14 protein-coding genes are annotated in these 13,261 nt (G+C 58.6%); 10 read left to right on the forward strand and 4 right to left on the reverse strand.

The features are described 5' to 3' along the window. Positions 1-36: 36 nt before the first annotated feature. Both K3G63_RS18145 and K3G63_RS18150 read left to right on the forward strand, forming a co-directional pair. Positions 37-852 carry a DUF3891 family protein gene (locus K3G63_RS18145; RefSeq protein ID WP_220615525.1) on the forward strand — a complete coding sequence of 272 codons (816 nt, stop codon included), beginning with the start codon at positions 37-39 and terminating at the stop codon, positions 850-852. Then, positions 839-1,240, forward strand: a complete 402-nt coding sequence (locus K3G63_RS18150) for an NUDIX domain-containing protein (protein WP_220615526.1) — start codon at positions 839-841, stop codon at positions 1,238-1,240. The genes K3G63_RS18145 and K3G63_RS18150 overlap by 14 nt, the downstream gene beginning before the upstream one ends. Before the next feature lie 104 nt (positions 1,241-1,344). Here the strand turns inward: K3G63_RS18150 and K3G63_RS18155 are convergent, their stop codons facing one another. Both K3G63_RS18155 and K3G63_RS18160 read right to left on the reverse strand, forming a co-directional pair. Further along, a complete protein-coding gene (locus K3G63_RS18155) occupies positions 1,345-1,731 on the reverse strand; it encodes a DUF3037 domain-containing protein (RefSeq protein WP_220615527.1) in 387 nt (128 codons plus the stop codon). Further along, complete coding sequence (locus tag K3G63_RS18160; RefSeq protein ID WP_220615528.1) at positions 1,709-2,500, reverse strand: HipA family kinase; 792 nt, start codon at positions 2,498-2,500, stop codon at positions 1,709-1,711. Before K3G63_RS18160 ends, K3G63_RS18155 begins: the two co-directional genes overlap by 23 nt. Before the next feature lie 215 nt (positions 2,501-2,715). Here K3G63_RS18160 and K3G63_RS18165 point away from each other — a divergent pair, with 215 nt between their 5' ends. Further along, the gene (locus K3G63_RS18165) at positions 2,716-3,669 is read left to right on the forward strand and encodes a 1-phosphofructokinase family hexose kinase (protein ID WP_220615529.1); all 954 of its coding nucleotides are present in this window, start codon (positions 2,716-2,718) and stop codon (positions 3,667-3,669) included. Between the two features lie 126 nt (positions 3,670-3,795). On the opposite strand, the gene K3G63_RS18170 is transcribed toward K3G63_RS18165, so the two are convergent. Next, entirely contained in the window at positions 3,796-4,047 is a 252-nt protein-coding gene (locus K3G63_RS18170; protein ID WP_220615530.1) for a hypothetical protein, read from the reverse strand. 671 nt (positions 4,048-4,718) lie between these two features. Beyond that, complete coding sequence (locus tag K3G63_RS18175) at positions 4,719-5,210, reverse strand: hypothetical protein (RefSeq protein ID WP_220615531.1); 492 nt, start codon at positions 5,208-5,210, stop codon at positions 4,719-4,721. A 781-nt stretch (positions 5,211-5,991) separates the two neighbouring features. On the opposite strand from K3G63_RS18175, the gene K3G63_RS18180 reads away from it, so the two are divergent. The 7 genes from K3G63_RS18180 to K3G63_RS18210 all read left to right on the forward strand — a co-directional run bounded on the left by K3G63_RS18180 (position 5,992) and on the right by K3G63_RS18210 (position 13,228). Beyond that, positions 5,992-6,186 carry a hypothetical protein gene (locus K3G63_RS18180; RefSeq protein WP_220615532.1) on the forward strand — a complete coding sequence of 65 codons (195 nt, stop codon included), beginning with the start codon at positions 5,992-5,994 and terminating at the stop codon, positions 6,184-6,186. Between the two features lie 109 nt (positions 6,187-6,295). After that, positions 6,296-7,225: a subclass B3 metallo-beta-lactamase gene (gene bla / locus K3G63_RS18185; protein ID WP_220615533.1), complete on the forward strand. Its 930-nt coding sequence runs from the start codon at positions 6,296-6,298 to the stop codon at positions 7,223-7,225. An 84-nt stretch (positions 7,226-7,309) separates the two neighbouring features. Continuing rightward, positions 7,310-7,885, forward strand: a complete 576-nt coding sequence (locus K3G63_RS18190; protein WP_220615534.1) for a hypothetical protein — start codon at positions 7,310-7,312, stop codon at positions 7,883-7,885. 45 nt (positions 7,886-7,930) lie between these two features. Continuing rightward, on the forward strand, positions 7,931-8,395 hold the full coding sequence (locus K3G63_RS18195; RefSeq protein ID WP_220615535.1) for a hypothetical protein: 465 nt from the start codon (positions 7,931-7,933) through the stop codon (positions 8,393-8,395). A gap of 351 nt (positions 8,396-8,746) precedes the next feature. Continuing rightward, entirely contained in the window at positions 8,747-11,362 is a 2,616-nt protein-coding gene (clpB, locus tag K3G63_RS18200) for an ATP-dependent chaperone ClpB (protein ID WP_220615536.1), read from the forward strand. A gap of 149 nt (positions 11,363-11,511) precedes the next feature. Further along, positions 11,512-11,841: a hypothetical protein gene (locus K3G63_RS18205; RefSeq protein ID WP_220615537.1), complete on the forward strand. Its 330-nt coding sequence runs from the start codon at positions 11,512-11,514 to the stop codon at positions 11,839-11,841. A gap of 175 nt (positions 11,842-12,016) precedes the next feature. Next, positions 12,017-13,228, forward strand: coding sequence for a hypothetical protein (locus tag K3G63_RS18210; protein ID WP_220615538.1), 1,212 nt, complete (start codon positions 12,017-12,019; stop codon positions 13,226-13,228). The last annotated feature ends 33 nt before the right edge of the window (positions 13,229-13,261 follow it).

Below are 13,261 nucleotides of genomic sequence, written 5' to 3' on the forward strand. Positions count from 1 at the left end.
ACGTAGCGTATGTGTCTTGCGTAGCCTGTAGTCTGTATGATTGTCCGCGAAACGCCCGCCAGCTTTATCTACCTTACCCAGCACGACCACGCCCAGGTAGCTGCGGTACTGGCCCAGCACTGGCGGGCTGAGTATTTTGAGGATGCGGGCCGCCGGCCGGAGGTGGAACTGGCTGTACGCCAGCATGACCGGGCCTGGATTCCGCTGGATGCCGCGCCCATCTGGAATGAGACGGCGCATCGTCCGCACTCCTTTCTCGACTACCCCGCCCCGCCCAAAGTGCAGCACTACCAGCAAGGCCTTGATGAAACCGAGCAGCTGAGCCCGTATGCCGCCCTGCTGTGCAGCCTGCACTACACCTCCTTCCCCGATGTAGCCAAGCACGAAGCCGGCCGCCATTTTCTGGCTTATGAAGCGCAGCGCCAGCAACGCCTACGACACCAGCTAAGCCTCACCACCCTGGCTGCGGAAGCCACACTGACGTTTCATCTGCACCTGCTCAAATTCTGCGACAACCTTTCGCTTTACCTCTGCCTGAATGAGCCGGGCGTCAGCAAAGCCCGCGAGTATCCGTGGTTTACAAACGGCATTCCACTTTCTGACTTCTTTGCTTTCACCCAAGGTACGCTAGTACAAGCTTCCTGGGCCACCAAAAACCGCGTGCAGATTACTCCTTCGCCCTTTGCGCGTAACTTTCCCGTGACACTGCGCTACCGGGAGCTACCCAAAGACCACGTATCCGGTGGCAGCTTGGCTGCAGGCTTAGAGCGCGCCTCCTGGCAGAAGCTGGACATTTGGATAGCAACAGAACCCGATTCCACTACCCCCACCCTGGCCCATGAGCTTCATTGATAAAATTGCCTGGCTGCACCTGCGTGAAGGCCGCGTGCTGAGTACCCGCAGCCGGGGCAAAGACCGGTACTACTTCCCCGGCGGCAAGCGCGAGCCCGGCGAAACCGACGCCCAAACCCTCATTCGGGAAATCAAGGAAGAGCTAACCGTGGACTTGGCCCCCGCTACCCTGCTCCACGCCGGCACCTTCACGGCCCCCGCCCACGGCCACCCGACGGGCGTGCTGGTGCAGATGACGTGCTACTACGGCGCGTACTCCGGCCACCTGCAACCCGCCGCCGAAATTGAGGAAGTAGCGTGGCTGACGTACAACGACCGGCCCCGGGTTTCGGCGGTAGACCAACTGATTTTCGATTGGCTGAAAGAACAGCAGCTTCTAGCTGAGTAGCCCGTAGCGCCAGGCCCGGACCTCACGTAGCGTTGCTAATGCTGCGCTACCCGTAGCAAACTTGCTTACTGATACGCCAAGCCGGGGCTGTGCGCTACCAGCGACTACTCTACCAATTGGGCGTATAGGCGCGCCAGCGTGTCCATAGGGTCTTCGCAGAGGCCGGGGTGCACGGGGGACGTTTGCACAATGGTGCTGCGCGTAGCCGTAAGCCAGCGAAAGCGCGAGGCCAGCGGCAGCTGCCCAATGGGGCCGCCCTCCTTCCTACCCTTGCAAATCCGCTCGAAGGAGCGCAGCCGCTCGGTTAGCTCCGGTAGGTCGAGCTGGTCGCCGGCGAAGGCCCGCAGCCGGGCTTCGGGCACCTCGAAGCGGGCCTGCAAAAACCCCTGCGACGAGCAGTACAAAATCACGCCGACGTTCAGAAACTCTTCGCGCTCCACGCGGGGCACCACGCGCAGCACGGCATACTCAAACAAGTGCTTTTCGGGCATTTTCGGCTTCCTGAACAAAGGTTTCTGATGCGGCAAGGCGGGCCGTGAGAAAGCGCACGTAGTTCTCGCGCTGCTCCTCCGCCGATACTCCTGATTCCGCCAGCCAGTCGGCCGGCACCAGCTCCACAATGGCGCGGATGCGCTCCGGGGTGAGGCGGGCGCGGCCTTCGGCATCGGCAAGGGGTAGCTCCTTGGCCTGCGGTAGCAGTACATGGTCTTTCACCTGAGGAAAAGGACGAGGCTTGGGCTCGGCCCACCCAGGGCCGGCGTGGTGCACATAGAGGGCCGCGCCGTGGTCAATCAGCCACAGCTCTTTGTGCCACATCAGCAGGTTGGTGTTGCGGGCGGTGCGGTCCACATTCATGGTCAGGCAGTCGAGCCACACAATGCGGGAAGCCAAGCCGGGCTCAATGGTGTTTACCAGCGGGTCGTAAGTGCTGGCGCCGGAGAGGTAGTGCAGGGCTAGGTTCAGGCCGGTGCTGAAGCGCAGCAGGTCCTGAATTTCCTCGTCGGGCTCGGTGCGGCCAAAGGCTTCATCCAGCTGGCAGAACACCAGCTCCGGTACCCGCAGGCCCAGGGCCCGTGCCATTTCGCCCACAATCAACTCGGCAATCAGCGCCTTTACGCCCTGGCCTGCTCCCCGGAATTTCACCACGTACATGAAACCGTCGTTGGCTTCTACGAGGGCAGGCAGCGAGCCGCCTTCGCGCAATGGAGTGACGTAGCGCGTCACGTCAACGGTCCTCAGAGAAAGGTTGGTGGCCTGCATAGAGCACGGGAAAGGTGAAATAGGCCCGGCAAAGGACGAACAATTCCGCCAGTTTGGGAAGAATTGCGGGCCGCGGGTCTGCTGCGTAGCTCAGCCGTGGCCCGCACCGAGTGGCTGTGGCATGCAACCAAGCGGCCAACTACCAGTACACTGCACTACTACCTGCCCGGCCTCTGCGAAGGCACCGGGCCTGTTCACCTGCCACTTCTGCGCTTATGAAGCCTATTGTCACGCTGACCTTGAACCCTACCGTGGACAAGAGTACCACGGCCGACCAAATTATTCCCGACCAAAAACTACGCTGCGCGGCTCCCAAATTTGAGCCCGGAGGCGGAGGCATCAACGTTTCCCGGGCCCTGAAGCGCCTCGGCGCCGAGTCAGTGGCCGTCTTTCCGGTTGGGGGCCCCACCGGTACGCTGTTGCGGGAATTGTTGGAGCAGGAGCACATTCAGCAGCAGCCTGTGGAAACCGTGAGCCGCACCCGCGAGAATTTCATCGTGGTAGATGCCTCTACCGGGCAGCAGTACCGCTTCGGCATGCCCGGCACCCCGCTCTCCGCGGAGGAACAGCAACAAATTCTGACTACCCTGAAAAGCCTGGCCAACCTCCCTGAGTTTTTGGTTATCAGTGGCAGCTTGCCCCCTGGTGTAGAGCCCGAGTTTCTGGTGCGGATTGTGCGCGCTGCCAAAGGGTTGGGCATCAAGGTAGTCATCGATACCTCGGGGCCGGCTTTGCACCGCGTGCTGGAAGAAGGCGTGTACTTGGCTAAGCCCAACGTAGGCGAGCTAAGCAAAATGGCGGGCGTGGACGAGCTAGACAGCGCAGCCGTAGCCGAGGCCGCCCGCGCCCTGGTGCGCGACAATAAGTGCGAAATTGTGGTAACCTCCCTCGGCCCACAGGGCGCCTGCGTTGTAACCGACGACTTCGTAGACCACGTACCAGCTCCTTCCGTGAAAAAGCGCAGCACCGTGGGCGCGGGCGACAGTATGGTGGCCGGCTTGGTGTACGGACTGGCCACCGGCCTCTCGGTACGGGAAACCGTGCGCCTGGGCGTGGCTTGCGGCACGGCGGCTACCATGAACCCCGGCACCGAGCTATTCCGAAAAGACGACGTGGACAAGCTCTACCAGTGGCTCTTGCAACAAACCCTGCCCGCGGCGGCGGCCTAGTCTGCCGCGTTAGTACTACGTCAGAAACGTAACACGACGGGCCCGGTACATGCTGTACCGGGCCCGTCGTTGTTAGTTACTTTTTTCCTGTCCGAGGACTCAGCCCACCGCAGGCACCCCAGCGGGCTACGCCGCCGACCAGTAATCGCGCAACAAGGATTGCAGGTGCGAGAGTGTCAGGAGGGAAGAACGAAAGTGCAGCAGCGGAGAATGAACCGGGCCCACCAAAACTTCAATTTCAGAAGAGTCGGAATACCACAGCACGCTGATCAGGGCTTTGTCGAAGTGCCGGCATACCACGCGCCCTTTGTCCTGCCAGGCGGGCGGGCACTCCGAGGAATCACGAAAGCCTAATTCCAGTAAATCAGCGAGCAACATGAGCAAAAACGGTACAGAATAAGAGAATGCGGACACAAATTTATCGGCTGGCGCGCTGTAGTCCAAAGAAATAAGTGTCAGCCGGCGGTCTATTCCCAGGCACCGGGCGCACGTGCGTAGCTCAGCTATAACTAGCTTCTCAAAGCCGGCTCCGTGCAAGCACTCGTCTCTATCGTGTACACGCTGGAAATACGCTGCCCTGAGCACTGGTAGCCTCCGGTAAGCCCAACTACTTTTGCCCGCTGACTCCTTTAATTTGGTTCTGTCTTTCGTCCCCGTGCCACTGGATCAGGCAAGCGTCTGTTGTGTATCCCCGGGCACTATTCTCGCTTTGCATGCTTCCTTCTCGTCTGGTTGCTTGATGCGCGCTGGCAACTGTTGCCGCGCTGCTGCCTACCCTATCCTTCGCCCAAGGTCGTATCTACAACCAACCGGGCTACCTTGTGAGGGCTACCGAAGGCACTTTACAGGGCCAGCTGACAATACCACAGTTCGCTACCGATAACGGCCTCGTATTCCGGACCGATGCGCAAGTGTCTGGCCGCAAGTATGAGGTAGCTAAGCTACGGGCCCTGCGCCTGCACGATGGCCGCTACTCCGTACGGCACAAGCTGGCAGCCGCTCGCAACCCGAAAACGGGAGCCGTTGATTCGGCCACGGTTCTACCCGGACTACACTGCCTGAGTCGGGCGCAGATACTGGTACAACAAACCAGCAGCAGCTTGCAGCAGCGGCAGGTCGGAAGTACGCTCCTCACAGCGCTGCATGTCGTAATGGCACAGGGTGCCGAAGGGTCTGCTCACCGCGTCCCGGATGAGCACACCGCAGTACGAAACAACTGGGGTGACTATCAAGCCTTTCACGTGGGCATCAACCTGAGCATCTTTAATTTCCAGCGGAGCTTGCTGCTGACCTACTAGGGAGCAGAAAGTGGCTTCCATGGGCGTATCCCCACCTTTTTCTACCGTGGGGTGGTAGCGGTCAAACAAAACCTCATTGCGCAGCATATCGCCATCGAACCGAAAAACCCCCGTGTACTGGTGCGGCGTACGGCTGTTAAGGTACTTAAGCGCCGCGTGTACTCCCTGCTGCTGCAAAATGCCGGAAAACTCACCGATTTCGCGCTGCATTGACATATCCTGCGCCTGGGATGAAGTAGTCATAGCCACAAATAAAAAGAGAGTCGCTTCACATCAGGCAACCAGCAAGTGGCGTCCTGCACCCTACTGGAGGCTAGAGGAGAAACCCAAAAAATACGTTGCAAGATACCATATCCGCACCTGACAACCGAATGAAAGTCGGCGAGCCGTAGTGCGCAGGACCCTGGCGGAGCAGTTGTGCGGTTTAGCTCCCGGGCGTACTTCCGTATTTCGGCCGCTGCAGCAGCTTCGGTATCAGGGCACTCGCATTCCGGCAAAAACGCGTTGTTTACCCAACTGGACGCGGTAGTTACCTCACCCAAAAAAGCTTGCCCTGGTGGGGCAGCGGCGTACGTGTGAGCCGCGACGGGAAGTATCCGGTACCGATGACTTCGGTCAGTCCAGCCTGCCCGCAAGGCAAGATTCTGGTTTCGGCCCCCGGCCTGAAGTACAGCTACGGCCCTACGTGTTGTGGTCCGCATCCCTGACCTTCCAGATTCGAAGCAGGGAGCAACTGAGGCTGCGTGGACCGGAAAGCTCGCGCAACAGCACGTTAAGCAGGCTCTTGCTGGACAAGCTGGAGTCTACGCACCACATGCCGGCTTGGGCCGTGAATAAGGCAGTATCCAGTGATTCGGAGTGTTCCCTTCTCCACTTCCAAGATCAGCTTCCGGTGCACGAAAAAGCCCAGCTACTTACTACTGTTGGGCTCCAGGAGCACGAAGTAACTAGGTGGCTGCCCCGCTTCCTGTTTACCAAAGCGTACTGAGCCAAATGCCGCAACACGTTGAGCAGAGCCAAGAAAATGCAGTTGCTGCTGTGCTACCTGCTGGTCGGCCCCCAAGCCCCCTACCTCTTCTTGCCTGATAAGCTCACCGACAACCCGGACATTCGGGAGCTGGAAATCCTGACGGCTACCCTCCATCACTACCCTAGCCCCTTGCTGGTAGCATCCCACAACGCGTACTTCTTAGGGCAACTACCTGAGCCGATAGGCTAAAGAAACAAAATTCGTCTGCTTAGCTTTGTAAACTTTGAAAAACAAAGTACTTTTGGTGGCGTACTTAAGGCAACAAGCTGACCTGGCAGAATCCGCCCTATTGTTTCTCATGACGAGCCTCAAGATAAAAAGCGGCAGGAGCCAACAGCGCCAAGTACTGGCAGGCATTGCCGTTCTGCTTACCGTGGCGGCCATGCTGATTATTCCGAAGTGGAAGGCCGCCATTAACAACGGCGGACAGCTGCCCCGGGAACCGTTTTGCATTGCCGGCAACCTTTACTACGTAGGCACCCGCGACGTAACGTCCTTTTTGCTCACCGGCCCCGCGGGCCACGTGCTGATCGACGGCGGTTACCCCGGCACTGCCCCAATGATTCTGAAGAATATTGCAACGCTTGGCTTTCGCATCACCGACGTAAAAATCCTGCTCAACTCGCACGCCCACTTTGACCATGCCGGCGGCCTGGCAGCGCTGCAGCAAGCATCCGGGGCGCAGCTGTGGGCAAGTGAGGGAGATGCCGATATACTTTTGTCGGGAGGGGCCAGCGACCGAAACATGGCGCCGGTGAACTGGCTGGTCTACCTCGGGCTGATGAAATATCCGGCACCCCGCGTAGACCACCGGTTCCGGGATGGCGCGCAGATCAGGCTGGGATCTATCCGCCTTACGGCACACGTTACGGCGGGCCACACGCCGGGCTGTACTACGTGGGAGTTTCCCGTCCGCGACGGCAACCGGGAGCTGCTAGCAGTTAGCATCGGGAGTCTCTCGTTACCCATGCCCACCTCCTTGTTTGATTGGACATACGATGCGGCGCTGCGGCAAGAGCTGGAACGCAGCTTTGTCACACTCCGGAGCCTTCCGGCCGACATCTACCTTTCCTCCCATGCACGCTCGTTTAGCTTGAAGCGCAAGGGAGAGGAACGCACCACGGCCCCCGATCCGGTGGTGCCATTTATTGACCGGGGCGGGTACTTGGCGGACATTACCAAGGCGGAAGCAGCTTTTCGCAGAGCGCTTAAAGAACAGCAGATGTAGCTGTTACCCTTCTAAAGGCAAAGAATACCTACCAGCAACAAAAGTGTTTTCCCAGCTCATGTTACACCTCAATTAATTCCTGTCATGACACTCAGCAAAAGTATTCTTCGCGTTGCCCTGGCTACTGGCCTCCTGTTGCTTGTTCCTCTGGCTGGTAAGCTGTTTCTTCCGGGCATGGCCTGGAGCGGCGGCGACTTCATAGCCGCTGGTATCTTGCTGTTCGGAGCAGGGCTCACCTTTGTTCTGATTTCCAGGATGGGCAACAACACTGCCTACAAACTGGCCGCCGGCGTGGGGGTAGCCGCCGGACTTCTGCTCGTGTGGGCAAATCTGGCGGTGGGGCTTGTGGGAAGTGAAGAAAACCCGGCTAATCTGCTGTATCTCGGAGTACTGGCCGTTGCGCTCATTGGGGCCTTTGCAGCCCGTTTTCGCCCCCTGGGCATGTCCAATGCTATGTTCGCGGCGGCAGTAACCTATGTGGCGGTTACGGCTGTAGCCCTGTTTATCTGGACGCCCACGGGCGCCGCTGCCGAGCCCCAAGTACGGCTGGTGAATGTGCTGGTAGCCAATGGAGCCTTCGCCGCTATATGGGCCGTTTCGGGCTGGCTGTTCCGGCGCGCCAGCGCCACCAGCTCGGGCTCGACCCGGCAGTTGGCCTAGAGGTGTATAGTACCATACCATCCCTGAACCTTACATACTATTCACATGACCACATCCCACTTGGTAATGGCTGGCATCCTGCTGCTTGTCGCAGGGCTTTTGTATCTGTTGATAGCAAGCCGGGGACGCAATGGTGCGTATAAACTGGCTGCGGGCGTAGCAGTAGCCGCTTCCCTCCTGCTCGTGTGGGGCAACCTGGCCGTAGGATTTATTGGTAGCGAAGATAACCCGGCCAACCTACTATATGCTGGCGTGCTGGCCGTCGGCTTCATTGGGGCCATTGTGGCGAAACTCCAGCCGCAGGGCATGGCCAAGGCCATGTTCGCTGCCGCGCTTACGCAGTTTGCGGTTCCGTTCGTGGCCATGGCTATCTGGCGGCCTGAGCTGAACCTGGGGGTACTGTGGGTGATTGTGCTGAACACCGTCTTCGCCGGGCTGTGGGTAGTAGCAGGGTGGCTGTTTCGGCGGGCCAGCGTTAATGGTTTGGGCTCGAAACAGCAGGTAGCTTAGTGGCGAAAGGTCGGTGGTTCAAGCCTGAACATATCAACTTAGGACTCAGAAGGGAATACCCTTCATCACTCAGGCTCTGAGGCATTCCTTTCACTATTTTAGCCACTACTGCACTCACGCTCATTATGACTACGTTGAGGTTGTCAGTTGCCGGATTAGGCGAAGGGTAAGCCCTGAATTATGACAACTTGCTTTATATGAGCAGGCCTTTCATATGCAATTATGACACATTCAATTTAGCTGATTTACAATTTTTCAGACAAAACGTCAGCATAAGCTCTTCTGCACCCCGTTTGCTAAGCATCTCGTAGAACTTCCTAACCCGAAGCACCTACCTAGACCCTAGCAACCATGAACTTTAATAACTATACCATCAAGGCACAGGAGGCCGTGCAGAAGGCCACTGAAATTGCCGGGGGCAACCAGCAGCAGGCCATTGAAACCGGCCACCTGCTGAAGGGCCTCTTCCAGAGCGACGAGAACGTTCTGTCGTTTCTGGCTAAGAAGCTGGGCGTGAACCTGAACATCCTCACGCCCCGCCTCGATGCACTAGTAGCGGGCTACCCCAAAGTAAGCGGAGGCTCACCTTACCTCTCCAACGAAGCCGCCGCCGCTCTGCAGCGCGCTACCGGCTTCCTGAAGGAGTTCGATGATGAGTACGTGTCGGTGGAGCACCTGCTGCTGGGGCTGCTGGGCGGCAAAGACGCTGTAGCTACCCTGATGAAGGACGCCGGCTTCAACGAGAAAGACCTGAAAGCGGCCATCAAGGAGCTGCGCGGGGGCCGCAAGGTGACCTCACAGACCGCCGAAGACCAATACCAGAGCCTCAACCGCTACGCCCGCAACCTCAACGAGCAGGTACGAACCGGCAAGATGGACCCGGTTATCGGCCGCGACGAGGAAATCCGCCGCGTCCTCCAGATCCTGAGCCGCCGCACCAAGAACAACCCCGTCCTGCTGGGCGAGCCGGGCGTCGGTAAAACTGCCATTGTGGAGGGCCTGGCCCAGCGCATTGTGGCCGGCGACGTACCTGAGAACCTAAAGGATAAAGTCATTATGTCCCTGGACATGGGCCTGCTTATTGCCGGCGCCAAGTACAAGGGTGAGTTTGAGGAGCGCCTCAAGTCCGTTATCAAAGAAGTAACCGACTCCGAAGGCCAGATCATCCTGTTCATCGACGAGATGCACACGCTGATTGGCGCCGGTGCCGGCGGCGAGGGTGCCATGGATGCGGCCAACCTGCTCAAGCCGGCTCTGGCGCGCGGTGAGCTGCACTCCATCGGGGCCACTACCCTTAAGGAGTACCAGAAGTATATCGAGAAGGATAAGGCTCTGGAGCGCCGTTTCCAGGCCGTGATGGTGGATGAGCCGACCGTAGAGGACGCCATCAGCATCATGCGCGGCATCAAGGAAAAGTACGAGCTGCACCACGGGGTGCGGATTACGGACGACGCCGTTATTGCCGCCGTAGAGCTATCGAGCCGCTACATCACCGACCGGTTCCTGCCCGACAAGGCCATCGACCTGATGGACGAAGCTGCGGCTAAACTGCGCATTGAGCTGAACTCCATGCCAGTGGAGCTGGATGAGGTGCAGCGCCGCATTATGCAGCTGGAAATTGAGCGCGAAGCCATCCGCCGGGAAGAAAACCACGACCGGGAGAACGTGCTCAACAAGGAAATTGCCGACCTCTCCAGCCAGCGCGACGCCCTGAAGGCGCAGTGGGAAAATGAGAAATCGGTGCTGACCAACATCCAGGAGCAGAAGGAAGCCATTGAACGCTACAAGCTGGAAGCCGAGCAAGCCGAGCGCCAGGGCGACTACGGCCGCGTGGCCGAGCTGCGCTACGGTAAAATCCAGGAAGCCGAAGCCAAGCTCAAAACCCTGCAGGATGAAGCCAACGCCAACAAAGACGGCGGCCATATGCTGCAGGAAGTGGTAACCCACGAGGACATTGCCGAAGTGGTAGCCAAGTGGACGGGCATTCCGGTAAGCAAGATGTTACAGTCGGACCGCGAGAAGCTCCTGAACCTCGAAACTGAGCTGGGCAAGCGGGTAGCGGGTCAGTCGGAAGCCATTGCGGCTATTTCGGATGCCGTGCGTCGTTCGCGGGCTGGCCTCCAGGACCCCAAGCGGCCGATTGGCTCGTTTATCTTCCTGGGTACAACAGGGGTAGGGAAAACCGAGCTGGCGAAGGCGTTGGCCGAGTACCTGTTCAACGATGAGAACAGCATGGTTCGCATCGATATGAGTGAGTACCAGGAGCGTCATGCCGTGTCGCGCCTGATTGGGGCGCCTCCCGGCTACGTAGGCTACGACGAAGGTGGGCAGCTAACGGAGGCCGTGCGCCGCAAGCCGTACTCGGTAATTCTGCTCGACGAAATCGAGAAGGCCCACCCCGACGTGTTCAACATCCTGCTGCAAGTGCTGGATGATGGCCGCCTCACCGACAACAAAGGCCGGGTGGCGAACTTCAAGAACACCATCATCATTATGACCTCCAACACGGGTGCCGACATCATTCAGCGCAATTTCAAGGAGCTGAACGAGTACAACCATGACGAAGTGGTAGACCGCACCCGCGAGGAAGTGGTGGAGCGCCTAAAAGGTCACATGCGCCCCGAGTTCCTGAACCGCATTGATGAAATTGTGATGTTCCAGCCCCTGAAGCGTCGCGAAATCCGCCGCATCGTGGACATTCAGTTCCGTCAGATTCAGCAGCGCCTGGAAGAAGCGGGCATCCGTCTGGAAGCTACCGACGAGGTGCTGGACTACCTCGGCGAGCAAGGCTTCGACCCGCAGTTCGGGGCTCGCCCCTTGAAGCGGGTGCTGCAGCGCCTGGTGCTCAACGAACTGTCGAAAGACATCCTGTCCGGCCGCGTAAGCAAGGATGCCGTAGTAGAAGCCACTCTGGAAGACGACCAGATTCGCTTCGTGAATGTGGACGTGGAAATACCGGGCGTGTAAGCGCCGTTCGACTACGCTACGGAAAAGCCCCGCTGGCAGTGCGCCGGCGGGGCTTTTTGTTGGTATGGCGGCGCACATTCCGTACGAGAAATCTGGTAAATCCACCGCCTCAGCAGTATCTAGCGGCTTATACCTACCCTCTACTCCCCATGAAAACCTTTCTCAGCGCCCTGGCCCTATGCGTGGGCCTCAGCTTTTTGCCCGCCGCCAGCCGGGCGCAAACCCCCAGCCCTACCGTTGTGGTGCGCGTATATGAGATTATCAATCATCGGAACCTGGTAATCAGCTACGGCAACGGCAAAACCGAAACGGTCAAAACACCGGGAGCAGTAGGAGATAAAGACCAGCAGGAAAGTGCTGCCCAGATTCAGCAGGTTGTCGACCGCCTCTACCAGGAAGGCTACCACATCGTAAGCACGGCTGGGGGTGGTACCCAGGGTGGCCCTGTTACTACCTATATCTTCCGCCGCAATCAATAACGTGGGGTGCTACCCGTATAAGGTCAGGCATCTTATCCACTGTAGCCTCCTGGTCTTAGCGCCATTAAAAAACCTGTCAGCACTGGCTGACAGGTTTTTTAATGGCATATTAATATTTGCAACAATGTTTCATATATACATTTGCGCATTATTCATCTTACTCCTTTCCGCTTCTATGAAGACCTTGACCCGCACGGTTATTTACTCGTCCTTTCTCCTGGCCGGCTCCCTTTCTTCGTGCGATAAAAACGACACGGAAAGCGCCGCACCTGAGCCAGCCCGAACAGAAAGCCAGCACGTACGCCTGCTGGTGACTGACCAAACGAGCCGGGCCGTTACCCTGCTCACGCCCAGCAAGCAGACGCAGGAAAGCTTTCAGGCCAGCTTTGGCGGCGCTACCATGTACCCCACGGGCAGCGGCCGCTTTGCCGCTTTTGTATCGGGGGCGAACAATTCGGTCGAGTTTTTCGACAGTGGCATTGAAGCTCACGGCGACCACGCTCACGTGAAGGGCACGCCCAAATGGGCTCTCACCAAATCGGGGGCCGTGAAGCCGGCTCACTTTAGCGTGCAGGGCAGCAGCATTGCTATTTTCGGGGATGGGGACGGCCACCTGCATCTAACTGATGAAGCCAGCTTGCACACGGCGGCTTCTACTACTCCTGTTCCGGTGGGCGCAGCGCACCACGGTGCCGTTGTCACGTTCAGCAACAACACGTTTGCCGTTTCCGATAAGGCAGCCACCGGCGCGACGCCTTGGCGGGTGAAAATCGTCAATACGCAGGGCCAGGAAGTGGGCGGCGCTGCTACTATTGCGGTTACCAACATCCATGGCAACGCTACCAATGGTACGCTGGCCCTGTTCGGCACACCGCAGGGTATTCTTAAGGTACGGGACGGGGGCCAGCAGGAGCTGTTGCCCTACCCCGCGGCTTTTGGCTCCAACTGGCTGTCCAGCCTTAGTTACGGCGCATCTGCCAAAGCTTTCCTGGGGATGAGTGCCACGGCGGGGCTGCACCTAGTTAACCCAACGACCAACACCTTCACGAGCGTAGGCGGCATCACGCACTATACCCGGGCATTGTATGACGCGGCAGGCCAGGATATTCTGGTGCTGCAGGCTGACGGCAAGCTGCTGGTTTTTGACGGGACTACGGGGGCGAAGAAAGTGGAGAAGTCGGTTTCCACCCTTATTCCGGACGTAACGGCCACCGCCCCTTTCCTGACAGCCTCCAAAACCAACGTGTACCTGACCAACCCCACTCAGGGCAAGGTGCACATGCTGGACAAAGCCACCCTCCAGGAAAAGCACACCTTCAGCGTAGGGGGCGCCCCTTCCCGCATCGTCATGATTGGGGCGGACCTAAGCGGCGAGGGCGACCATTAAACGGATTGTGCACTACCCAGGCAGGGTGCGACT

The sequence above is a fragment of the Hymenobacter sp. HSC-4F20 genome (assembly GCF_019599275.1).
Lineage (GTDB): Bacteria > Bacteroidota > Bacteroidia > Cytophagales > Hymenobacteraceae > Hymenobacter.